Consider the following 22396-nt stretch of genomic DNA (forward strand, 5'->3'; position numbering starts at 1 on the left):
CGGGGCTGCCATGGCGCGGTTCATTTACGTTGACAGGGAGGTGGTAACACCATGCTGAAATATCTCATCCAGGTTGTACAGAATTCGCTTACCACCGGAATTCTTTTGGCCATGTTGTTTGCCCTTTCACAGCTTGGCGGCAAACAAAAGCAAAAAAAATGGTTGCTTTGGGGGCTGTCAGCGGGAGTCGCGGCTGCGCTTCTGTTGGCGGTTCTCAAATCCACAACGGTTCTCATCAACAGAGAATACTTCAACATCGGTATTCTGTCTGTTGCAATCCTTTCGGAAATTCTTTTCTGTATGCTTTTGTGGGGCATTCTTCAAAAAAGACTGCCCGAACTTCACGAGAGGATATGGAGTGTATTATATGCCGTTTTGGCGGCTTCGCTGCTGCTCTATGCTCTGCCCGATATCTTTCTGTATCCCACCGAATTCCTGATGGCGGGGCAAAGCGTATTCAGTACGGATTTTCTGTATAAATCGATTGGGTATCTGGGCGGCCTGCTGATCGTGGGGCTTTCGGGGCTTGCCCTGTATCAAGTTGAAACAGGCCTGTCCTTTCGGCTGGTGCGAATTTTGCTGACCGTTGGTCTTGCCGTCAATATGGTGAAGCAGATCGCAACCATTGCACAGTTCTTATTGGCAAGGCGAATGATCCCCATGTCCAAGGGACTGTTTGAGTTCATTAAGATGTCTGTGAACTACAACGACTGGTTCCTTTACGGCATCATGGTCATCACGATTTTGATGCCCGTTCTGCTGTGGATCAAAAGCCTGCATCCGAAAGACGCCTTTTCCAACCCTGCGCAGCACCGAAGAATCCGCGCGGTATCGCGCAGGCAAAGGCGCTGGTGCACCGTTGTTCTGGCGGGGTATCTGCTCTCGATTCTATGCCTGACCGTGGTCAGGGCCTACGATGAGCGTGAGGCCGTCCTTTCGCCCGCCGAGCCGATGAACGTCGTCGGCAGCGAAATCGTGATTCCGCTTGAAAACGTCGGCGACGGTCATCTGCACCGATTTATCTATACGGCCTCGAACGGCACCGAGGTACGGTTTATCGTCATCAGAAAGAGTGCAAACACCAACTCCTATGGGGTGGGGCTCGACGCCTGCGACATTTGCGGGCCCACGGGCTATTATGAGCGCGGCGACCATGAGGTTGTCTGCAAGCTGTGCGATGTCGTCATGAATATTTCCACGATCGGATTTAAGGGCGGATGCAACCCCGTACCCCTTTCTTATACCATTCAAGCAGGCAATATGGTGATTCAGACAAACGATTTGGAAAGCGAAAAGAAAAGGTTTGAATAGGGGTGATGATATGTTCTGGAGAATGGTAAAAGGCGCGCTGTTTCGGCAAAAGGGAAAAATGCTGATGATCGCCTTCACAATTGCTTTGGGGGCTTCCCTTGCCACGGCCATGCTCAACGTGATGCTGGACGTGGGCGATAAGGTGAATCAGGAGCTCAAGACATACGGCGCAAATATCAATGTCATGCCCAAGGGAGCTTCTCTGCTCGATGATCTGTATGGCGTTGCGGAGGGCTCCGGCGTATCGGATCAATATCTGAAAGAATCGGAGCTCGGCAATATCAAGACGATTTTTTGGGCGTTCAATATTGTGGATTTCACGCCCTATCTCGATACAAAGGTGAAACTGAACTCTCAGGATGGAGAAGTAAAACTGATTGGGACATGGTTTCAGCATCACCTGGATCTTCCCACAGGGGAATCCCTTGATACCGGCATGAAAAACATGAAAAGCTGGTGGGATGTGTCCGGGCAGTGGCTGACCGATCAGGATGAAGCTTCCGCCATGGTAGGCAGCCTTATCGCGGGCAGGAACGATCTTCAGGTTGGAGACACCATTGAAATCGAGGTCGGGGGACAAACGAAGAAGCTGACCGTCAAGAGTATTTTCAATGCGGGAAGCGATGAGGACGAGCAAATCTATGTCCCTTTGCGAATCGCGCAGGAACTGACCGGCCGGGCGGGACAAATCAGCCGCGTGGAGGTCAGTGCTCTGACGACCCCCGACAACGAGCTGTCCCGCAGAGCCGCGCAGAACATCAAGAGTCTTTCCATCAAGGAATATGAAATCTGGTACTGCACGGCTTATGTCAGCTCGATCTGCTATCAGATTGAAGAGGTGATCACCGACTCCGTCGCCAAGCCCATCCGGCAGGTAGCGGAATCGGAAGGCGCTATCTTAGAGAAAACGCAGCTTTTGATGCTACTGATCACCATTTTGAGCCTGGTCGGTTCGGCACTGGGTATCTCCAATCTAGTCACGGCCAGTGTGATGGAGCGCAGCCGCGAGATCGGGCTGTTGAAAGCGGTTGGGGCACACAATTCCCCCATTTCATGGCTCGTACTGACCGAGATTCTCGTCACCGCGGTCGTCGGCGGCGTTGTAGGGTATTTTGCCGGACTCGGCTTTGCCCAATTGATCGGGCATTCCGTTTTCGGCTCGGCCATCGAAATCAAACCGTTGGTGATTCCGCTTGTCGCCGTTCTGGTTGCTCTCGTCACTTTGGCAGGGAGCATTCCGTCGATCCGGCTTCTGCTGTCGCTTCGCCCTGCGGAAGTCTTACATGGGAGGTGATCTGATGAAAAAGCAGACGATGTATTTTAGAATGATCATCAGCTCGCTCATCCGCCGCCGCTCCAGAATGCTGGTGGCGCTTTTGGCGGTGGCCATCGGCGCTACGGTGCTTTCCGGCCTTGTCACCATTTACTACGATATCCCCCGGCAGATGGGACAGGAGTTCCGCTCGTACGGCGCGAATCTGATCTTTGTCCCCACGGGCGGCGATTCGGCGATAAACGAGGAGGAAATGAAAAAAGCCACCGAATTGATTCCGGCAGAGGACATCGTGGGCATTGCCCCCTACCGCTATGAAACGATCAAGATCAACGAACAGCCGTTCATGGCGGCCGGTACGGATCTGGAGGAAGTGAAAAAGACCAGTCCGTATTGGTTTGTTTCGGGCACATGGCCTGCCGGCAGCGGGTCGGTTCTGATCGGACAGGAGGTGGCGGATCTCATCGGCCTTCTCCCCGGCAGCAGCTTTACCATGACCGGCACGGACAGTACCGGTAAGGGCTTCAGCCGTGATTTTACGGTATCCGGCATTGTGCAGACGGGGGGAACCGAGGAAGCGTTCCTCTTCCTGTCTCTTTCGGATTTGGAGGGTCTGATGGGGAACAGCGGCGAGCTGGATGTGATTGAGTGCAGCATTTCCGCTCCCCAGGCGACTTTGGAGGGGATCGTCAGGCAGGTCGGTGAAAACGTCGAGGGCGTTACGCCCCGGCTTGTCAAACGTGTCGCTGACTCGGAGGGAACTGTTTTGACCAAGCTTCAGGCTCTGGTGTATCTTGTCACGGTTGTTGTGTTGCTGCTCACCATGATCTGTGTTGCGACCACGATGATGGCGGTTGTCGCGGAACGGCGCCGGGAAATCGGACTGAAAAAAGCGCTGGGGGCTTCCAACCAAAGCATCGTAATGGAATTTTTGGGGGAAGGACTGTTTTTGGGGGCACTCGGTGGATTGATGGGCGTTGCGCTTGGGTTTGCGTTTGCCCAAACGGTCAGCATGAATGTCTTTACCCGCTCCATTTCCTTTCAGCCGCTGCTGATACCGGCAACACTGGCCGTTTCGATCGCGATCACCGGGCTGGCGTGCCTGATCCCTGTCAGAAGCACAACGGATGTTGATCCGGCAATCGTCCTGCGCGGTGAATAAAGGAGGAATCACGGAATGAATTTATTGGAATTGAAAGATATCTCAAAAATTTACGGCAGCGTCAAAGCGCTGCAAAATATCGATCTGCAGGTATCGCAGGGGGAATGGCTGGCGATTATGGGGCCGTCCGGTTCCGGAAAAACCACGATGATGAATATTATTGGCTGCATGGATAAGCCCTCCAACGGCTCTGTGATCCTTGACGGCATGAATATCGCGAAAGAGAGCGCAAAAAGCCTGACCAACATCCGGCGCGACAAGATCGGACTGATTTTTCAGCAGTTTCACTTGATCAACTACCTGACCGCCTTGGAAAACGTGATGGTAGCGCAGTATTACCACAGCATGCCGGACGAAAAGGAAGCGCTGCAGGCTCTGGAGCGTGTCGGCCTGGGCGACCGGGCCAAGCACTTGCCCAGCCAGCTTTCGGGCGGCGAGCAGCAAAGGGTGTGCATCGCCCGCGCACTGATCAACTACCCTATGCTGATTCTGGCGGATGAGCCCACCGGCAATCTGGATGAAACAAATGAGAAAATTGTTCTGGATATTTTCAAGCAGCTTCATCACGAAGGCAGCACCATCATCGTTGTCACGCATGACCCCGAGGTTGCCGAGGAGGCCCAGCGAACCGTTGTGCTGGAGCACGGGCGTATTTCGAGAATTGTCCGGAATGAAAAATAAACAGGGGGTGTTTTCCGTGAAAAACAAGGCTTTCTCCATTGTTTCTGCTTTGGCATTCACTGTGCTTCTGTTGGCAGGGTGTAAAGACAGTTCTGCCCCTGTCACCTACAAAGACGGCACCTATACCGGCAAAAGCAGCGGGGACGACCGGGGCGCTTACGGTGAGGCGACGATCACCATCCAGGATACGAAAATCACGGATTGTCAGTATGTTACCTGGCAAAAGGACGGAACCATCAAGGATGAAAACTACGGGAAGGTAAACGGAGCCATTTCCAACCAGGACTATTATGACAAAGCGCAGCTTGCCGTAAAGGCCATGAAGGAGTATGCGGAGAAGCTCGTGGAGGTTCAGAAGCTGGAGGATGTGGACGCCATTTCCGGCGCTACGATTGCCTTCGATCAGTTTCAGGAAGCCGTTAACGATGCTTTGGATGAGGCAAAAAAATGAGCCATACCGATAACGGAGGTCACAGGAGGCAATCGTTATGAAAAATCAATGGCTATATGATCGATTCACGCGCCCGTTCGCCCCGAAGAAAGAATCTTCCGCGATCGGTGACAACACAGAGAAGAAGATCGAAAAGACTTTCTTTGCGATGGGCACGATGATGAGCTTTATCGCCTATGGGGCCTGGGCTTCGGAAGCGCTGCAAGCTTCCGAAGCCGTCATCGCGAAGCTGGATTCTCTTCTTTCCCGGAAGAAGCCGGACAGCGAGATCACGCAGCTCAGCCTTTCGACCGGCGGTGGTTGGATGAAAGTGCAGCAGGACACGGACGCCGTACTGCGCGAGGCATTGCGGTACGCCCAAAAAACGAACGGAGCGTTCGACCCCGCGATCGGCGCGTTGGTGGATCTGTGGGCTATCAACAAGCGGGAGAAAAGCATTCCTGATTTAAACAAAATCAGGTGTGTCCTTGCCTCCTGCGATTACCGCAACATCGAGACGGACGGCGCAGGCAGATACCGAATCCATAACGGTGTGGGCATTGATCTGGGCGGGATCGGAAAAGGGTATGCGGCCGACAGGATCGACACTCTATGCCGGGAGCAGGGCGTTTCTTCCGCCCTGTTTTCCCTTGGAACGTCTTCCATAGCGGCATTGGGAGCAAAGCCGAACGGTTCCCCGTGGAAGGTGGGCTTAAAGGCGGCCGATTCAAAGCGGCCGCAATGCTTCGGCGTGGTCCGGCTCAGGAATCAGTTTTTATCCACCTCCGGCGATGATCAGCAGTGTTTTGTAAAGGACGGACGACGGTATCACCATATTTTTGATAAGGGTACCGGTTCTCCGTCCGATAAAGGGCTGCGCTCCGTGACGGTCATTGCAGACAGCGGAGCCATGAGCGAAGCGTATTCTACGGCGCTGCATGTTATGGGGTTGGACGCGGCTCTTGAATTCCAAAAATGCGAAGGCGGTTTCGAGGCAGTTTTCGTGACTTCTGATCAACGGGTCGTTTGTACACCCGGGGCGCAGACGATCTTTGAATTCAGAGGAGAAGCATTGGGATATCAGTATAAAAAATAAGAGTTAAAGAGGGTGTAGTTATGAAAAACAGACTTTTATCCGGCATTGCGGTCGCCGTTTTCGGGCTGCTGATCGCACTTGTTCCGGTTTGCATTTTCCCGGCCTGCTCAAAAGTGATTGAAACTGCGGCGGGCGGTGCAGTGCCGATGAAATGCTTCTGGGCCGGGCAGGCCGAAATCGGAATCGGTATTCTTATCCTGTGCGGCGGAATATTGCTTGTCGTTTTCAAATCACCGCTGACAAGGATCGGCGTCAGCCTGATGACCGCTTTGGCCGGTGTGTTAAGCCTTTTGGTCCCCACCCTGCTCATCGGTGGATGCGAAATGCCTACCATGCCCTGCAGGATGACGACTTTCCCCGCTCTGTATGTGTTAGGCGCCTTAACGGTAATCGCTTGTGCTGCAAACGCCTTCTATCTCTGGCGGAAAAATCATCAATCACGGGTGAAGGCAGATGGACAATAAGCCGTTAAACACAGTGAATATCGCGTTTCATACTCTCAAACGCAAACCGTTCCGGACGACCGGTCTGATCCTCCTTGTGGCGCTGTTTGCTTTCACGCTTTTTGGCGGGACAGTACTCTCCCAAAGCATGGAAAACGGCATGGACAACCTGTCGAAAAGAATGGGAGCGGACATTCTGGCGGTGCCGTATGGGTATGAGGCGGATATCCAGAGCGCTTTGCTTCGGGGAGAACCCAGCACGTTTTACTTTGATGCCGGTACAACCGAGAAGGTGGAAAGCGTGGAAGGTGTGGAGGCGGTATCCCCTCAGCTTTACATTGCAACGCTCAGTGCGGGATGCTGCTCTTATCCGCTCCAGCTGATCGGATTTGATCCCAAAACCGATTTTATCATCCAGCCCTGGATGTCAGGCTCTCTGGAGCATTCTCTCGCGGACGATGAAATCGTGATCGGCAGCAACATCAGTGCCAAAGTGGGCCAAAAGCTGAAATTCTTCGATCAAACCTATCTGGTTGCCGCCCGTCTGGATAAAACGGGCATGGGCTTCGACAACTCGGTTTTCATGAACCTTACCACGGCGAAACAGGTGGTGCGGAATTCGGAGAGAATTCAGGCGCATCCGGTAGCGGAAAATGATAACCTGATTTCGTCCGTAATCATAAAAATCAAAAGCGGTTATACCGGAAAGGATGTGGCGAACAACATCCTTCAGGCTTACGCCAAAGAGGGCGTGCATGTGGTGGTTGCCAAAAACATGATCAGCGATATCTCCGGCAGTCTGCGCGGGCTCACGACTTATATTTTGATACTGGCGGGAGTTTTGTGGGTTCTGGCTGTCGGCGTGCTCATTATCGTATTCTCCGTCACTTTAAACGGACGAAAAAGAGAATTCAGTATCTTCAGGGTTTTGGGCGCGACAAGAAGCAAATTGGTAAAACTGATCCTGTGTGAATCCTGCCTGATCAGTATTTTCGGCACTGCGGCCGGAATGACAGCGGCGGCCCTCGTCGTGTTTCCGTTCAGTACCTATATCAGCACATTGCTGGCATTGCCTTATTTGCAGCCCTCCCCCGGAGCTTTATTCCTCATGGCGGCGCTGAGCTTTTTGATCTCTTTTGCTACCGGTCCGATTGCCTCGGCTTATGCCGCGGTTCAAATAGGAAGCTCCGAAATCTATACCACGATGAAGGAGGGGGAATAATGCTGCTGGAAATCAAAGGCCTAAGCAGGGGATACCAGCGCAGGGGAAAAGCGTTTTGGGCCGTGAACGGCGTGGATTTATCCATCCGCCAGGGCGATTTTGTCAACATTATCGGGCGCTCGGGGAGCGGAAAAAGCACCCTGCTCAATATGGCCGCCGGGCTGCTGATGCCCACTTCGGGCAGTATCAGGCTAAATGGCACGGAGCTTTATGCTTTGAAGGACAAAGAAATTTCGGAGCTGCGAAACACACGATTGGGGTACATACCACAGGGGCTCGGCACGCTTTCCACTCTGACCGTTTTTGATAACGTCCGGCTGCCATATTTCCTTTCCAGGCGTCAGGGGGACGCGTCCGGACGGGCCTCGTTTTTACTGGATGAGGTCGGGATCTCCGCCCTTGCCGATATGCTGCCCTCCCAGCTTTCGGGTGGCGAGCTGCGCCGCGTGCTGATTGCAAGAGCGCTGATGAATGAGCCGGATATTCTGATCGCGGACGAACCCACATCGGATCTGGATATTGAAACGACCAGAGAAATCATGGAGCTTTTTGCCCGGATCAACAAAAACGGTACGACGATCTTGATCGTGACGCATGAGCTTGATACTTTGGAATTTGGGAACAGAGTGCTGACCATGGCGTCGGGTCAGCTGACAGAGGGATCGCATTTGGGTTCTCTCTAAAGTTCTTCCGATGAGCAACGTAAGCAAAGATAAAAGAAAGCCGTCAACTCCAGTCAATTGACTGGGGTTGAGGGCTTTCTTAGTTTTAAAATATAAATGATAAATGCGTATTAGAGTTGGCAAATAATTTTTAAAAAATGTGATTTTAGTTTCTAAGATAAAAAACAACTAGTTGTTTTTAGCTTTAACCATAAAGGTTGTTAACTGCATCTCAACAGGTTCTTGTAGCGGTGAAAATGGAGTTTTTGTCTAATATTTTATAGCTTCATTGTCCGATAAAACCGCATTAAATTGTCTATCGTTAGGGACAAATCCTGCCGTGAGCGCAGTTTGGCCACCGGAAAATCCACAGCGACCCGGTTAATACTGAAAATAGCGCTGACGCCTTCGTCGTAGGCGGCTTCCATGTCATCGCCGATGTCACCGACCAAAGCGGTGACAGGCACCCCAAGCGCTTTGGCTCTGCGGGCGATGCCAATAACGACCTTACCGCGCAGGCTTTGGCTGTCAAGCTTACCTTCGCCGGTAAAAATCATATCGGCCCCTGAGGCAAGTTCTTCAAACTGCACCGTATCGAGTATGGTTTCAATTCCCATTTGCAGTCGGGAATGAAAGAACGCTGCCATACCGGCACCCATGGCTCCGGCGGCTCCCGTTCCCGGAACGAAAGCCAAATCAAGCCCTATGGTTTGCTTGATGATTTGGCTTAAATGCTGTACGCCTGCGTCCAGCAGCTCAATCTCTTCGGGTGTTGCTCCCTTCTGGGGGCCGAATATAGCCGCCGCACCGGTAGGGCCATACATCGGGTTGTCGATGTCGCACATCGTGACAAATTCAATGCCCTCTATCATCGGTTCTATTTGGGAAAGATCCAGTTGCTGAATGCGGTGTAAGGTGCCTCCTGTTGGAATAAAGCTGTTTCCGGCTTCATCCAGAAAACGGATGCCCACAGCGCAGGCCGCACCGCAGCCGCCGTCGTTGGTACAGCTGCCCCCAAGCCCCATAATAATTTTGGATACGCCCTTTCGCGCTGCATGCAGGATTAATTCCCCCACCCCGAAGGTAGAGGCTTTCAGTGGGTCTTTGCGGTCTTCGATCAGGGGGAGCCCGGCGCTGGCCGCCATCTCGATGACAGCTGTGCGGCCGTTGTCAATCAGGCCGTAATAGCTGTCGATTGGTTCAAAAAAGGGATTGTTTGTTGTTACGATTACTTTTTCGCCGCCTAAGGCTTGTAAAAAACAATCCACACTTCCTTCGCCGCCATCGGCGACCGGAATCGAATGAATTTCTGCAGCGGGATAATATTCCTGAATTTTTTCTTCCAGCAGGGAACAGATTTCTATAGAGCTCATGGTACCCTTGAAAGAATCGGGAATCAATAGAAATTTATTCATGATCATCCATCCTTTTTAGAGGTACAGCGGCAGGGAATCCCTGCCGCTGTACCTCTATGAAATATGGCAGAGGATTATGCGTTTACCACGTTCACCGGTTTTTGCTCTAAAAACGCCTTCAGGTTGTTCACCGCAATATCCATCAGGCGGGCGCGGCTCTCTTTGGGCGCCCAGGCAATGTGGGGGGTGATGATGCAGTTTTTGGCGTTCAGCAATGGGTTGTTTGCTCGAATCGGCTCTGTGGCGACTACATCCAACCCCGCAGCGTACACCTTGCCGGAATTCAAAGCCTGTGCCAAATCGGCCTCTGCAACCAGCGGGCCGCGAGAAGTATTGATCAGGATGACCCCATCCTTCATTTTCGCGATGCTGTCTTTGTTGATGATCCCCTCGGTAGACGGAAACAGCGGGCAGTGCAGGGAAATAATATCCGATTGTGCCAGCAGTTCATCGAGTGTGACATAGTCGCCCAAAGCACGGGCAGCGTCGTTCGGGTATTCGTCATACGCCAATACCTGCAGGCCAAAGGCCCTGGCGATCTGCGCCGTGTTTTGCCCGATTCGTCCAAAGCCGATCACGCCGATGGTTTTGCCCGCCAGTTCGATCAACGGGGCATTCCAAAAGCAGAAATCGGGGCTTTTGGTCCATTCTCCGCGATGAACGGCTTCGGAATGTTCGCCAACATGATGGCAGATTTCCAGCAGCAGGGCAAACACCATCTGTGCAACGGCAGTGGTGCCGTAAGTAGGAATGTTGGTGACCGGAATTCCCTTTTCCTTAGCGGCCTCAATATCCACTACGTTATAGCCGGTAGCCAGCACCCCCACATAACGGATGCCGGGGCAGGCGGCAAATGTCTCGCGGGTAAGCGGGGTCTTATTCGTAATCACAATTTCCGCGTCGCCAATGCGCGAAAGAATTTGATCGGCAGGGGTGCGGTCGTATACCGTCAGTTCACCCAATGCCGCAAAGCCGTCCCAGCTTAAATCGCCGGGATTTTCGGTGTAACCGTCTAAAATGACGATTTTCATGACGAGGCCTCCGTTCTGAATTTGATTGGCTGGAAAACGATATTTAATCCTCCAGCAATGCCCATGCGCGGTTGACGACCCGCTTGGTGTTGGCCAAAATGATGTGGGCATCCTCGTGGGGACGCGGGGAAACCTCTGAGGAAAGCACCAAAGGATTCTTCGCGTTGAAAAAGCCTTCTTCTTTCAGCACGGTAAAAAAGTCCAAAAGCTGTTCGGTGTCATTGGCGCTGTTTGGATACCCAAAGCGCGGGTGCAGGTCACCGTATGCGTCAAAGCCCTCTTTTACCACGGCGTTGCCCATGTGCAGATGGGTGATGTAGGGCCGTAAGGTCTGAATGACAAATTTGCTGGTTTCATATGTTGTGGGGAAGTGCGAAAGGTCTACCATCAAACCGAAATTGTTGCAGTAGGTGCGTACATCAGAAGCAAACTTTGCCGCATAAGGGGCCGGGCCGATGAGTGCGGCCTTATCCATATCAAAATCAAAGACCTCGAGCTCTACGATCATGCCTTTTTCGGTTGCCCGTCTGCACACATTGCGGGTGGTTTTTATCAGTTGGAAATACGCTTGGTCCTTCGTTGCTTCTTCCCATTTTCCGGCCAAAAAGGCAATGCCTTTCGCACCCAAATATTCTGCTTCGTCCAAAGCTTCCAGCAACGTTTGCTCTGCCAGAACACGCTCTTCTTCGGCAATGGCATTGGGGTTCAGCTTTGGCCCCAACAGCCGGGGCTGCGCGCCATAGCATACTTTTAAATGGGATTGCTCTAAAATTTCTTTCGTTGCCTTTCGCAAGGCGTCGTCTTTGATTTGTGAAAGCTCGATTGCATCAAAAAAATCGTCCTGTGCAATCAACTGAAGCGACTCGAGTGAATCATACCGTGTAGGCGGAAAGGCCATCCAATGGATGGTACCGACCTGAAAATACTTGTGAATCGAATCTTTCATACATTTCCTCTCCTTTTTATATATCACTTTGTGTTGTGAATGACAATAATTTACCCTGCGATTTGTGTGCGAAAAGCTAAAATCATTTCTTTTTGCGCTGGAATACCTGCTTGGCCTTGCGGCAAATAGCAGAGCCGTTCAGTCCATATTTCGCAAGCAGTTCTTCATAATCGCCGCTTTCGGTGTAAGTAGAGGTACCCACAAATTCCATTGGGGTGGGGCACTCGCGCGCCAGCACTTCTGCAACTGCTCCGCCCAGACCGCCATAGATGCTGTGCTCTTCGGCGGTGACGACTGCCCCGGTCTCCGCCGCACAGCGGATTACCAGCTCTTCGTCCAACGGTTTGATCGTATGCAGATTTACCACGCGGGCATGAATGCCGTCTTTTTCTAAAAGCTCGGCCGCTTCCAGCGCTTTGTGAACCGGGTATCCGGTTGCAAAAATGGTAACATCGTTTCCGCCCCGCAAAACCACGCCCCTGCCAATTTCGAACGAATAACTTTCGTCAAAGATGGTGGGGGTTGCCGCACGGCTCAGCCGCAGATACACCGGGCCCGGATGGGCAGCGGCGGCAAATACGGCTTTTTCCGTTTCGACCGGGTCGCACACAGAAAGAATGGTCAGGTTCGGTAAGGCACGCAATACCGATATGTCGCAGGTGGAATGGTGGCTGGCGCCATCGTAAGAATCCGAAAGACCGCTGTAGGCGCCTGCCAGCTTTACATTTAGCTTATCGTAGCAAATCAGGCTGTTGATTGGGTCACCGCCCCGCAAAGCCGTAAAAATGGCGAAGGTATTGGTAAAGGGAATCAACCCGGAGGAAGCAAATCCTGCAGCCATGGCGTTCATATCCAGCTCAGAGATGCCAATGTTAAAATAACGCTCCGGGTATTTGCTGCCGAACACGGCGCTTTTGGTGGAGGAGCCAACGTCGGTTTCCAGTACGACTACCTTCGGGTTTGACTCACCCAGGCGGGCCAGCGCATTTCCGTAAGCGTCCCGAATGGAGATCAGATTACCCATGGTTACCAGCTCCTTTCCATTCCTCTTGTATGCTTTCGTACTCTGCGTCCGAAATCGGTCTGCCGTGCCAGCTGTTTTTGCCCTCCATAAACGAAACACCCTTTCCCTTGACCGTCTTGGCAAGGATGACGACGGGGCCTTCGGTGTAGGCTTTGGCTTCCTCCAAAGCGTTGGAAAGCGATGCAATGTCGTGTCCGTCGGCGGAAAGGACATGCCAGCCGAAAGAAGCAAATTTGGCGCCAATGTCCCCCATAGGCATGATTTCTTCATTCGTGCCATCCAGCTGAACGCCGTTGTGATCCAGAATGGCGACGAGATTCGGGGTTTTCAGTTTGGCTGCGGTCATGGCGGCTTCCCAGATAACGCCCTCCTGGATTTCACCGTCACCTAAAAGCGTGTACACCTGGTAATCCAATTTGTTTAGACGGGCGGACTCCGCCATACCCACCGAAGCGGAAAGCCCCAGACCCAATGGGCCGGTAGAAAGCTCTACCCCCGGGGTTTTATGGGCGCAGGGGTGGCCTTGCAGGTGGCTGCCCATTTGGCGCAGGGTTTTGATATCCACCAAGGGAAAAAATCCCTTATGGGCAAGGCAAAGATACAGCATGGGGGCCGCATGCCCTTTGGACAGTACAAAGCGGTCCCTGTCTTCCATTTGCGGGTTTCGGGGATCGACCCGCAAATGGTGAAAGTACAAAGTGACTAAAATCTCGCAGCAAGAGAGGGACCCTCCCGGGTGACCGGTCTGCACGCTGTGCAGCGTGTCGATCAGCTCACTGCGCAGGCGGTGGCAGAAGGTGTTCAGCTCTGCCAGCCGCGTTTCACTGATGCTCATAAAATGAATCCTCCGTTCCGCAAAAGCCGGGGGTTTTTGCATTGGTTGGTGATTGGAAGTATGTTATTATGATAGATAAAGTGTATGAACAATCTGCTTGACACAAAGCGCGGGGCTGGACAGAACCGGAACTCCGCAAATAGCAGCGAGTTCCTTTTCCATATGCGCCATAGAAGCCTGTGCCAGTACAACGACATCCTGGCCGTGGATTCCCCCAGCCGCTTTGCGTAAAATCGCATCGTGAGCCGACTGATTCATCTGTTTGATGGCTTCGTATGCGTCGTGGCACACCATATGGGAAAGCTCCACCTTTCTGCCAATTTTGGCGGCCTCCTCCAAAAGCTTTTGACAAGTGGGTTCTATGGTGCTTTGTGCCGTTGCCATCACTGTGATTTTACTGCCCAGGGTAACGGCTTTCTTCGTCATGGCGTCGTCTATTGCAATCAAAGGCACCGAAAGAAAAGGCCGGATGCGCGCAACTTCAGGAGTGAGCGTCGAGCAGGTAACGGCAATCACGTCCGGTTCTTCCAGCTCGATCGCTTTCAGCAGATGAAACAACCGGTTGCGGTTGTTTCGGGTAAAGCCCCGTACATTCGCGTCCGAAGCCAAAAATTCATCCAGTGTATTGTGGATGTTCAAATCCTCACCCGGCAAAGCAGTGCGGATGCGTTCTGCAAAAGAAAGAAAAACACTGGGGACGGTATGCAGCAAAGCGATTCGTTTCAAGAAATATCCACCTCCAAAGCAGAGGGGGAATAGGGGCGCCCGTATACCTCTTTCAAAATCGGCCCCAAATAGGCCATAGCGCCTTGCGCGGCTTTTTCCTGATCGGGAATTTGAAAAATTTCGGTGCTGAAAGCACCATCATACCCTGCGTTGCAAAAACACTGTATGATTTTTAAAAAATCTAGCCCGCAATGCCCGGGGTAGCGCCGGTTGTTATCTGCCAAATGAACGTGCAGATTGTAGTTCCGGTATTTCCAAATGGCGTCGTATATGTTCTTTTCTTCCAGATTTAAGTGAAAGACATCCATCATCAGGCCAAAGTTTGGGTGGTTTACATCTTGAACCAGCCGCACCGCCTCTTCCAGTGTATTGATAAAATTCGTCTGCATAATGGTGACGGTTTCGACTGCAATTTTCACATTCTCTTTTTCTGCACTGTTACTGATTTCCTGCAGAGCGGCAACGGCCCATTGGTAGCTTTGCTCTTTTGGGATGTCGTCAGAATATTGGCCCCGTACCCGGCCGATATTTACGTTTGCCCCCAAAAAACCGGCAAATGCAATGATTTCTTTTACCCGGTCTACCGCAGCCCGTCGGATGCTTTCGTCCCGGTGAGCAAAAGACAGCCCCAGCTGGCCAAAAACTTCCCCGGTACAGACCAGAGGAATCGTAAGCCCGTAACGCTCTGCGGCGTTTTTGACGGTGTTCCAATCCAATTCGGCGGGATTTAGCGTCATAAGCTCTGCGCCATCGTATCCTATGGCTGCCAAACGGGAAAAGGTGTGCTCCAAATCCCCTTGGAATGCTGTAACAGACGGTGCGATCGCAACATCCGGTGTAGCGACCTGATAACATAGCTTCATCGTTTTGATCCTCCTTGCAGCAAGGAAAGACCTTAGGGCTCATTCCCCTGCCTCATTAATCACACAGGCTGCTCTCATTTTCTGGCGGCTCTTTGCTTTCCTAAGGTCTTTCTGTTTGATTGCTTCCGTCAGGAATTTGTCCGCTTATGTACCGCCATTTTGGCGGCCATTTTTACCGCATTTTCAAAAGCGGAGGTATGCACCACGCCTTTTCCGACAATGTCATAGGCGGTTCCATGAGCGCAGGTAACAATGGGGTAGGGCTGACCGCCCGCAATGGTGATGCCTTGATCAAAGCCCTTTAGTTTTAAAGCGATCTGTCCCTGATCGTGGTACATGGTAACAACGCTATGAAAATCCCCGCGGAATGCCTTAATGAATAGAATGTCGGCAGAGAAGGGGCCTTGTACATCCATCCCCATTTCGCGGGCTTTTTCTACTGTGGGGCCAATGATGTCAAGTTCTTCCCGGCCGCAGCGCCCATTTTCGCCGCAGTGAGGGTTCAGTGCGGCAATGCCCAAAACGGGGTGCTCTACGCCGGTGTTTTTTACCGTTTGGTAAGAAAGCAGAATAGCCCGAAGGATCCGTTCCATTGACAGGTTTTCGCTGACTGCGCTGATGGGGATATGACTTGTTGTACGGGTGGTCATCAAGTCGCCCAGAACGTTGATTTCGCCAAAGGGCCCGGTCACACCGAAAATATCGGCCATCAGGTGGTGCTCGCTTTCGAAGGTGCAGCCCCCTTCTATCATGGCAGACTTATTAAAGGGTGCAAAGGAAAAGCCTTCAATTGTGCCGTCCTGACATAGCCGGCACGCCAGCCGAATCATTCGATTCACGGCTTTGCCGCAATCTGCGTTGATTTTACCGATTTCAATTTCAGCAGGATCCTGATCTTTTTGGTCCAGAACAGGAATTCCTTTGTTCCAGTCAGCCTCTGAAATTTCAGAGATGGTGTAATGGGGGGCTGTTGCGTTTACCATACGAAGTGCATTTTCGAATATCCGGTTGTCGCCTATGATAATCGGTCGGCAATGCTCGCTTAGAAAGCCGCTGGCGGCGGTTTTGGCCACGATTTCCGGACCCACGCCGGTGGAATCCCCCAACAGGATTCCTAGAATTGGTTTCGTGTTCATATTGTCTGGCATCCTTTCTTCTGGTTACCGGACTGCCGCGGTTGCATATGATTTCCACACACTCTGGTATTGCAGCAAGAAGCGTGCCAAACAGAAGAAACACGGTGCAAAAAGAAAAAAAGAAAGCAGGACAGCGGGCAATTCCACCGTCCTGCAAAAGGGCGAAGAGCGAATCCTCTCTCCCGTTTCTATGTAACATGTAACGAAAAGAAACAAAATGTTTCACTGTTGCTGTTTCTTTGCCCAGCGCCATAAGGTAGTGCGGCTGACCCCCAGCATTCGCGCCAAATCCTCCTGCTTTAATTTTTGTCTGGAAAGAAGCTGCACCAGCTGTTCCCGGCTTACGTTATCGGGCTGCTCCAAAATTGGTTCGGCGGGCTGTGGGTGCGATTCCCTAAGCCCCATGTTTCGCAGCTGAACATCGTCTACCACGGGGCTTTCGTTCAGCACCATCAGTTTTTCACAGAAATTGCGAAGCTCGCGGGCATTGCCGGGCCAGGAATAGCTTTGCAGCAAAGCGATGGCCTTGGGGGAGAAGGCAGGAATACTCTTTTTGTATTCCTGCCCGAACAGCCGCAGGAAAAAATCCGCCATCGCCATAATATCTTCGCTGCGCTCACGCAGAGGGGGCGCCTGTAGATTCAGCAAATTCAGCCGGTAAAACAGGTCGGCACGAAATTCCCGGGCTGCAATTTGCTTTTCGATATCAATGTTGGTGGCAGAAATGACCCGTACATCCACCGGAATGACCCGGTCGTCGCCAATGCGGCGGATTTCTTTTTCCTGCAGTGCCCGCAGTAATTTTGCCTGCAGGGCAATGGGCAGCTCACCGATTTCATCCAAAAAGATAGTGCCCTTATGCGCCAGCTCGAACAAGCCGATTTTACCGCCTTTCGAAGCACCGGAAAAGGCGCCCTCCACATAGCCAAACAGCTCGCTTTCCAGCAGGTTTTCCGGCAAAGCGGCGCAGTTGACAGCCACAAAGGGTTGGTGGCTTCGCTTGCTGGCCCGGTGAATGCTGTGGGCAAACAGTTCTTTTCCGGTGCCGGTTTCACCCACCAAAAGCACGTTGGCATCTACCTGGCTGTATTTGTAAGCGATGGACAGCGCTGTTTTTAAAGCGGGGGAAACGCCGATGATGTTATCAAAGCTATATTTGGCAGTAAGGCCTTTTGTAGTCAGTTCTTTTCGGATTTTTGTTTCTGCCGCGCGGATCTTATCGGCTGCCATGACCGTGATCAGCGCGCCCGCGCAGTTCTCATCCATCAATATAGGGCGGCAGCGGACAAAATACAGCGAACCAAAAAAATTCTGCAATTTTTCCGACTCTGTACGAGAAAGAATGACTTGTTCCCATTCAATATCCGGGCAGTAGTGATCCAGTTTTTTTCCATACATCTTTTCTTGTGCGGGAATATGACATAAATGGCAGGCCTGGTCATTCAGTGCGGTAATGCAGCCCTCGTTATCCACAGCGAAAATAGCATCCGGGGTGTTGTTCAGCACCGACTGAATCACCAGTGTTTTGGTACGTTCCTGATTGATGGTTTGTGCTGTGCTGATCGCTTCGGATACCGCCCGTTCCAAAGTCAGGTCACTGGTTTTGATATGGGTACACGCCAAATTCTGTTTGCTGCACTGCTGGCACAGGGTAAGCCCCCCGACAAAGACCTCAGCCCCTGCAGCCTGCCCTTCGCGCAGCGCTTCTTCCAATTGTGATTCATTGGTGACATCGTAGGCAAGAATTTTAAGCCCGGATAGTTCCTCTAAGCTGGCAACGTCCATGATGGAGGCCGACTGCATGCACACTGCTACCTTTTGGGGGCGGTATCTTCGTTTGCTTTCGGCAATGGCGTCCAGCACGTCGAAGCTGGTCATGTTGATTTCTATAATGTGTTTTTCGGGGTATTGACGGCGCAGAGCGCTGCAGGTCATGCCCCGTGCAACAATAATATCTGCGTCACGGTATTGCTCAGGGGGATTGGAAGTACCGTAGACGTGCATCGTTTGTACAGAAATTGCCGGGTCCCTTATTTTTTCTGCCCAAAGCCGCATTTTGTCCTGTACCTGGCTGTAAGGGATAATAATCAGAATTTGAACCATTGATTCCACACTCCCTTTTGGGTTCTTGGTGGCTTATGTGCCCTGGATTTTTCTATTCTAGCATGATTTGGAACCAGCGTAAACTAATTTGAGTTCATTTGGGAGAAGTATTTCAGATAAAGTTTCTAAAAAAAATAAACAAAATAAAATAAAAATAAATATTTCGCTTGAAACAATGAAACAAAATGATCAACATGAAACCAAATGTTACGATGTTGCTTCATGCTAACATTCTGCAAAAAATAAATAAAGTTAGGATAAAAAAAGAATTGCTATGAAAAATTACTAGATAAATCGCAGAGTATTTCGAATGTGTTGCTGAAATTGCCCTGAGGGCTTTTGGGTTGGCACGGGATTTGCTTTTCTAAAAAAGTAGCGAAGGGTAAACAAAAATCGATGGACAGAACCCTACCAAATGCGTTATGGTATTTTGCGGTAGAATATTTTATGAACAATCAAAAAAGGCAGCATTGTTCATAAACGAACAAATCTCTGCCGTAAGAATCCAAACTCAATCCACCATCCGGCTGTCAGCGGTTGCACATTTTCCACACATGATTTTGTTGTATTCCGGCGGACAGCGTTTTGCAGGAAAAAGTATCACAGTTGTTTCACCTGTACATTGGATGCTCCGTGCGGAGTCCGGTTGCCCCCAAACAGAGCGTTTGCGGATACCGGCATTATGAAGGAGAAAGGATCTCGTTATTATGAAAAAAAAGCTTTCTGTCATCTGTGCTTCTTTAATAGCGACCAGTATGTTGCTGACTGCCTGCAGCGGTTCCGCTGCGCCAAGCGAATCAAAGGGGACATCCGGCAGTTGGACGCCGAAATCCGAAATTGAGTTTGTTGTTCCGTCTGCTCCCGGCGGTGGCTCTGACACCAACGCCCGAATGATTGCCGATATTGCATTTACCAGCGGCTATACGCCAAAGAATTTTAAGGTGAATAATATGCCCGGCGGTTCCGGTGGGGTTGCTTTTTCCTATATGGCGACAAAAAAAGGCAATGATGAAATTCTGATGGTGCTGCACAACGGTCAGATTATGTCCACACTGGTGAACAAATCCCCTGTGGTAGCAGCTGATCTTACTTATTTGCCCGTAGTAGCGTTTGATAACCTGTTGTTGTGTATCAATAAAAACGGAAAATACAAGTCGGTAGAAGAAATGATCGAGGCGGCCAAAGCAAACCCCGGCAGTGTAAAAATAGGGGGAAGCCAAAGAGGCAACACCGACCACCTGTGTTTTGAAATGATGCGCAAATACTTGGATGTGGACATTACATATGTGCAGTTTAATTCTTCAGGGGAAACCATGTCTGCCTTACTGGGCGGGCATGTCGACTTTGGTATTTTCAATCCTTCGGAATGCGTCGGTCAGGTAGAGGCAGGCGAGGTTCTGCCGATGGCTACTTTTGCCGATGATCGCCTGAGCGGTCAGTTTGCCGAGGTACGCACGTTTGAAGAAATCGGTTATCCCGATATTCTGGTTACCGAGGTTCGTGCACTGTCCGGAACACCGGAAATGTCAGCTGAAGCCATTGCGTTCTATGACGAAATGATTCGCAAGGTTACGGAAACCGAGCGTTGGAAAACAGAGTACATCGAGAAAAATTATTTGACTCCAGTTTTTATGACGTCTGCTGAGGCCAAAGAGTTTTTCGATCAGGAAACCGAAAAATATAACAGCATCTTCAAAGAGGTTGGAATCATTCAGTGATAACCCTGACCAACGGTGCTTCTTTCAAATCTGTGGAGGTGTTTGATGTTGAAAGAAAAATTAAATGCACAAAAAATTGTTCTGACGCTGGTGTTTTTGGTTGGCGTGTATTGGATTATTGGTTCCCTGCAGTTAGACCTGTGGATTCGAAATGGCCCTGGCGGTGGCTTTTTGCCTTTGCTTGCGGGAATTATGTGTGTCGGTTTCAGTGGAGTGATCCTGCTCAGGGAATGGCAAAAGGAATCCGATACGGCTTTTAGTGTTCGGGCTTTGATTCCGTGGGGCGCGCTGATTGGTATGATACTTTGCGGAAAACTCATCGGGATTTTTCTTTCGCTCGTATTATTTGTATTCTTATGGCTGTACCTGTTTGAAAAATTCCCTTTGCGCAATTCCATTTTAACTGCGGTGATCTGGCCCGGTTTCCTGTATTTAATCTTCGTAGTGTGGCTGGGTTCCCCGCTGCCCAAGGGGCTTTTGGGACTGCTGTAATTCGGCGAAAGAAAGGTAGGAATTTCAATGGAAACGTTAGCCCTTCTTATGGAAGGCATCGCCATATCCTTAACGCCGGAAAATCTTCTGGCATGTCTTGTAGGCGGCCTTTTGGGCATGTGTCTTGGCTCTATGCCAGGGGTAGGTTCTCTGGCCGGCGTGTCCCTTTTGCTGCCGCTCACCTTTAAAATGAATCCCACAGCAGCGATCGTTATGCTGGCTGCACTGTATTATTCCACCATGTATGGCGGGTGTTTTTCCGCCATTCTGGTAAACATTCCCGGCGATTCGCCAGCCATTATGACAGCTTTGGACGGATACCCCTTGGCGCGGCAGGGGAAGGCCGGCAAAGCGCTGTTTTCCGCCAACCTGGCTTCGTGGATCGGGGGTGCCATCGGTATTCTGGCTTTGACCCTGATCGGGCCGCTGGCCGCAAAATTTGGTCTGAAATTCGGTTCGCCGGATCTGGCATGGCTGATCATTCTGGCGCTTACTTCAATTGGCTGGATCATCGGCGACAGTCCCTCCCGCGGACTGCTCGCCACAGCATTGGGAATCATGGTGGCCTCGATTGGTTTGGATGCGGCTTTGGGGCTGCCGCGGTTCAGCTTTGATAATGTATACCTGTTCAGCGGAATCAATATGGTTCCCATGGTCATTGGTATGTTTGGCTTCGGGCAGGTCATTGACATGGTAGTCAATCGCGACAATTTCAAAAAGATGAAAACCGAGCGAATCACCATCAAAGAAAGCTTGCTAAATAAGGAAGAGCTCAAGCGTATTTTGCCGGTATCCCTGCGGCAGAGCGGCGTCGGCACCTTTATTGGCGTGCTGCCCGGCGCGGGCGCCACAATGTCTGCATTCCTTTCCTATATTATTGAAAAACGCATTAATAAAAACCGCGATTTGATGGGCAGCGGTGCCATTGAGGGGGTTGCCGCTTCCGAGTCCTCAAACAATGCCGCGGCCATCGGAGCGTTTGCACCGTTGCTTTCCCTGGGGATCCCTGGCGGCGGAACGACAGCCGTTCTTCTGGGCGGACTGATGATGTGGGGCTTACAGCCCGGACCCATGCTGTTCCAAACAAACCCGGATTTTGTGTGGGGACTCATTGGCTCTATGTACATTGGTAACGTGGTGTGCCTGCTGATCTCGATTGCTTTCATTCCGTTTTTGGCGAACATCGTGCGTATTCCCACCGGCTACATGATTCCCTGTATTACAGCGGTGTGCGTTATGGGTACGTTCTCGACCAACAACAGCATGTTCGACGTGTATGTGATGATCGTATTTGCAGCCATTGCTTACATTTTAAAACAGGCAAAAATACCGTCGGCACCTTTGCTTTTGGCCTATGTACTCACCCCCATGCTGGAAATGTATCTGTGCCAGTCGTTTGATATGGGCGGCGGAAGCCTGGGGATTTTCGTCAGCAGTCCCATCTCCATCGTGCTGATTCTGCTGATTTTTGTTTTCTGCCTTGCTCCTGTTATGATTAACACCTTAAAGAAGAAAAACAATATTGAGGGCAATGTCATTGACGAAGGTTAATTGTGTTATTTTTTCTTTTCCCATTTCCTCCGAATCAATATTGACAGGATTACGCCAAGGCGTCATCCAAAAGTTTGGCGGGCAGCATAGCTGTTCGCCAAGCTTTTTTGATATCAGGATTGAAAGTACCCCAGTTAGGGCTCTATGGACTGATGTGAAGCAGTAATACGATATTAAGGATACTCAAAAGATAGAAAACCTCAAGGATGAAATTCAAAAATATGCGCATTCATAACAAGAGAAAGAAACGGTGATTGAGCGTATAGAGGTTGCATA

At 51.0% G+C, this 22396-nt stretch carries 21 protein-coding genes; 12 read left to right on the forward strand and 9 right to left on the reverse strand.

Going from position 1 to position 22396, the window contains the following annotated elements; genetic code table 11:
- The first annotated feature begins 51 nt into the window (after positions 1–51).
- The 9 genes from HMPREF1141_RS14680 to HMPREF1141_RS14720 are packed head-to-tail and all read left to right on the forward strand — an operon-like array spanning position 52 to position 8301.
- Positions 52–1311, forward strand: a complete 1260-nt coding sequence (locus tag HMPREF1141_RS14680; protein ID WP_009065968.1) for a Fe-S-containing protein — start codon at positions 52–54, stop codon at positions 1309–1311.
- A 10-nt stretch (positions 1312–1321) separates the two neighbouring features.
- Entirely contained in the window at positions 1322–2605 is a 1284-nt protein-coding gene (locus HMPREF1141_RS14685) for an ABC transporter permease (RefSeq protein WP_009066002.1), read from the forward strand.
- 4 nt (positions 2606–2609) lie between these two features.
- Positions 2610–3746 carry an ABC transporter permease gene (locus HMPREF1141_RS14690; protein ID WP_009066022.1) on the forward strand — a complete coding sequence of 379 codons (1137 nt, stop codon included), beginning with the start codon at positions 2610–2612 and terminating at the stop codon, positions 3744–3746.
- Positions 3747–3761: 15 nt separating this feature from the next.
- The gene (locus tag HMPREF1141_RS14695; RefSeq protein ID WP_009066059.1) at positions 3762–4427 is read left to right on the forward strand and encodes an ABC transporter ATP-binding protein; all 666 of its coding nucleotides are present in this window, start codon (positions 3762–3764) and stop codon (positions 4425–4427) included.
- 16 nt (positions 4428–4443) lie between these two features.
- Positions 4444–4878, forward strand: coding sequence for an FMN-binding protein (locus tag HMPREF1141_RS14700; protein WP_009066048.1), 435 nt, complete (start codon positions 4444–4446; stop codon positions 4876–4878).
- A 37-nt stretch (positions 4879–4915) separates the two neighbouring features.
- Positions 4916–5953: an FAD:protein FMN transferase gene (locus tag HMPREF1141_RS14705; RefSeq protein ID WP_009066031.1), complete on the forward strand. Its 1038-nt coding sequence runs from the start codon at positions 4916–4918 to the stop codon at positions 5951–5953.
- 20 nt (positions 5954–5973) lie between these two features.
- Entirely contained in the window at positions 5974–6417 is a 444-nt protein-coding gene (locus tag HMPREF1141_RS14710; RefSeq protein ID WP_009066045.1) for a DUF4418 family protein, read from the forward strand.
- Positions 6407–7618: an ABC transporter permease gene (locus HMPREF1141_RS14715; RefSeq protein ID WP_035317251.1), complete on the forward strand. Its 1212-nt coding sequence runs from the start codon at positions 6407–6409 to the stop codon at positions 7616–7618. The genes HMPREF1141_RS14710 and HMPREF1141_RS14715 overlap by 11 nt, the downstream gene beginning before the upstream one ends.
- On the forward strand, positions 7618–8301 hold the full coding sequence (locus tag HMPREF1141_RS14720; protein ID WP_009066039.1) for an ABC transporter ATP-binding protein: 684 nt from the start codon (positions 7618–7620) through the stop codon (positions 8299–8301). The genes HMPREF1141_RS14715 and HMPREF1141_RS14720 overlap by 1 nt, the downstream gene beginning before the upstream one ends.
- 257 nt (positions 8302–8558) lie before the next feature.
- On the opposite strand, the gene HMPREF1141_RS14725 is transcribed toward HMPREF1141_RS14720, so the two are convergent.
- The 9 genes from HMPREF1141_RS14725 to HMPREF1141_RS14770 form a co-directional block, all read right to left on the reverse strand.
- Positions 8559–9695 (reverse strand): glycerate kinase, encoded by a 1137-nt coding sequence (locus tag HMPREF1141_RS14725; protein ID WP_009066055.1) that lies wholly within the window; start codon positions 9693–9695, stop codon positions 8559–8561.
- A 74-nt stretch (positions 9696–9769) separates the two neighbouring features.
- On the reverse strand, positions 9770–10726 hold the full coding sequence (locus HMPREF1141_RS14730) for a D-2-hydroxyacid dehydrogenase (RefSeq protein WP_009066038.1): 957 nt from the start codon (positions 10724–10726) through the stop codon (positions 9770–9772).
- Between the two features lie 43 nt (positions 10727–10769).
- Positions 10770–11672 carry a TIM barrel protein gene (locus tag HMPREF1141_RS14735; RefSeq protein ID WP_009065909.1) on the reverse strand — a complete coding sequence of 301 codons (903 nt, stop codon included), beginning with the start codon at positions 11670–11672 and terminating at the stop codon, positions 10770–10772.
- A gap of 82 nt (positions 11673–11754) precedes the next feature.
- Positions 11755–12696 carry a transketolase C-terminal domain-containing protein gene (locus HMPREF1141_RS14740; protein ID WP_009066064.1) on the reverse strand — a complete coding sequence of 314 codons (942 nt, stop codon included), beginning with the start codon at positions 12694–12696 and terminating at the stop codon, positions 11755–11757.
- Complete coding sequence (locus HMPREF1141_RS14745; RefSeq protein WP_009066090.1) at positions 12689–13531, reverse strand: transketolase; 843 nt, start codon at positions 13529–13531, stop codon at positions 12689–12691. The genes HMPREF1141_RS14740 and HMPREF1141_RS14745 overlap by 8 nt, the downstream gene beginning before the upstream one ends.
- A gap of 66 nt (positions 13532–13597) precedes the next feature.
- A complete protein-coding gene (locus HMPREF1141_RS14750) occupies positions 13598–14257 on the reverse strand; it encodes an aspartate/glutamate racemase family protein (RefSeq protein ID WP_009065898.1) in 660 nt (219 codons plus the stop codon).
- Complete coding sequence (locus tag HMPREF1141_RS14755; protein ID WP_009066078.1) at positions 14254–15120, reverse strand: sugar phosphate isomerase/epimerase; 867 nt, start codon at positions 15118–15120, stop codon at positions 14254–14256. The genes HMPREF1141_RS14750 and HMPREF1141_RS14755 overlap by 4 nt, the downstream gene beginning before the upstream one ends.
- Positions 15121–15248: 128 nt before the next feature.
- Entirely contained in the window at positions 15249–16256 is a 1008-nt protein-coding gene (locus tag HMPREF1141_RS14760; RefSeq protein ID WP_009065903.1) for a 4-hydroxythreonine-4-phosphate dehydrogenase PdxA, read from the reverse strand.
- 222 nt (positions 16257–16478) lie between these two features.
- Entirely contained in the window at positions 16479–18359 is a 1881-nt protein-coding gene (locus HMPREF1141_RS14770; protein WP_009066017.1) for a sigma 54-interacting transcriptional regulator, read from the reverse strand.
- 707 nt (positions 18360–19066) lie between these two features.
- Between HMPREF1141_RS14770 and HMPREF1141_RS14775 the strand changes: the two genes are divergently transcribed.
- From HMPREF1141_RS14775 to HMPREF1141_RS14785, 3 genes are read left to right on the forward strand one after another with little or no spacing between them, the layout of a single operon-like run.
- Complete coding sequence (locus HMPREF1141_RS14775) at positions 19067–20077, forward strand: tripartite tricarboxylate transporter substrate binding protein (RefSeq protein WP_009066029.1); 1011 nt, start codon at positions 19067–19069, stop codon at positions 20075–20077.
- 45 nt (positions 20078–20122) lie between these two features.
- Complete coding sequence (locus tag HMPREF1141_RS14780; RefSeq protein WP_009066099.1) at positions 20123–20569, forward strand: tripartite tricarboxylate transporter TctB family protein; 447 nt, start codon at positions 20123–20125, stop codon at positions 20567–20569.
- A 27-nt stretch (positions 20570–20596) separates the two neighbouring features.
- On the forward strand, positions 20597–22120 hold the full coding sequence (locus HMPREF1141_RS14785; protein WP_242824613.1) for a tripartite tricarboxylate transporter permease: 1524 nt from the start codon (positions 20597–20599) through the stop codon (positions 22118–22120).
- The last annotated feature ends 276 nt before the right edge of the window (positions 22121–22396 follow it).

Source organism: Clostridium sp. MSTE9 (genome assembly GCF_000277625.1).
GTDB lineage: Bacteria > Bacillota > Clostridia > Oscillospirales > Acutalibacteraceae > Faecalispora > Faecalispora jeddahensis.

Excerpts from the sequence above, each read along its gene's own strand:
- HMPREF1141_RS14705 (WP_009066031.1), top strand. The coding sequence starts at position 4,916 with ATGAAAAATCAATGGCTATATGATCGATTCACGCGCCCGTTCGCCCCG.
- HMPREF1141_RS14715 (WP_035317251.1), top strand. The coding sequence starts at position 6,407 with ATGGACAATAAGCCGTTAAACACAGTGAATATCGCGTTTCATACTCTC.
- HMPREF1141_RS14775 (WP_009066029.1), top strand. The coding sequence starts at position 19,067 with ATGAAAAAAAAGCTTTCTGTCATCTGTGCTTCTTTAATAGCGACCAGT.
- HMPREF1141_RS14710 (WP_009066045.1), top strand. The coding sequence starts at position 5,974 with ATGAAAAACAGACTTTTATCCGGCATTGCGGTCGCCGTTTTCGGGCTG.
- HMPREF1141_RS14680 (WP_009065968.1), top strand. The coding sequence starts at position 52 with ATGCTGAAATATCTCATCCAGGTTGTACAGAATTCGCTTACCACCGGA.
- HMPREF1141_RS14785 (WP_242824613.1), top strand. The coding sequence starts at position 20,597 with ATGGAAACGTTAGCCCTTCTTATGGAAGGCATCGCCATATCCTTAACG.
- HMPREF1141_RS14695 (WP_009066059.1), top strand. The coding sequence starts at position 3,762 with ATGAATTTATTGGAATTGAAAGATATCTCAAAAATTTACGGCAGCGTC.
- HMPREF1141_RS14780 (WP_009066099.1), top strand. The coding sequence starts at position 20,123 with ATGTTGAAAGAAAAATTAAATGCACAAAAAATTGTTCTGACGCTGGTG.
- HMPREF1141_RS14720 (WP_009066039.1), top strand. The coding sequence starts at position 7,618 with ATGCTGCTGGAAATCAAAGGCCTAAGCAGGGGATACCAGCGCAGGGGA.
- HMPREF1141_RS14685 (WP_009066002.1), top strand. The coding sequence starts at position 1,322 with ATGTTCTGGAGAATGGTAAAAGGCGCGCTGTTTCGGCAAAAGGGAAAA.
- HMPREF1141_RS14690 (WP_009066022.1), top strand. The coding sequence starts at position 2,610 with ATGAAAAAGCAGACGATGTATTTTAGAATGATCATCAGCTCGCTCATC.
- HMPREF1141_RS14740 (WP_009066064.1), bottom strand. The coding sequence starts at position 12,696 with ATGGGTAATCTGATCTCCATTCGGGACGCTTACGGAAATGCGCTGGCC.
- HMPREF1141_RS14725 (WP_009066055.1), bottom strand. The coding sequence starts at position 9,695 with ATGAATAAATTTCTATTGATTCCCGATTCTTTCAAGGGTACCATGAGC.
- HMPREF1141_RS14745 (WP_009066090.1), bottom strand. The coding sequence starts at position 13,531 with ATGAGCATCAGTGAAACGCGGCTGGCAGAGCTGAACACCTTCTGCCAC.
- HMPREF1141_RS14730 (WP_009066038.1), bottom strand. The coding sequence starts at position 10,726 with ATGAAAATCGTCATTTTAGACGGTTACACCGAAAATCCCGGCGATTTA.
- HMPREF1141_RS14755 (WP_009066078.1), bottom strand. The coding sequence starts at position 15,120 with ATGAAGCTATGTTATCAGGTCGCTACACCGGATGTTGCGATCGCACCG.
- HMPREF1141_RS14735 (WP_009065909.1), bottom strand. The coding sequence starts at position 11,672 with ATGAAAGATTCGATTCACAAGTATTTTCAGGTCGGTACCATCCATTGG.
- HMPREF1141_RS14760 (WP_009065903.1), bottom strand. The coding sequence starts at position 16,256 with ATGAACACGAAACCAATTCTAGGAATCCTGTTGGGGGATTCCACCGGC.
- HMPREF1141_RS14770 (WP_009066017.1), bottom strand. The coding sequence starts at position 18,359 with ATGGTTCAAATTCTGATTATTATCCCTTACAGCCAGGTACAGGACAAA.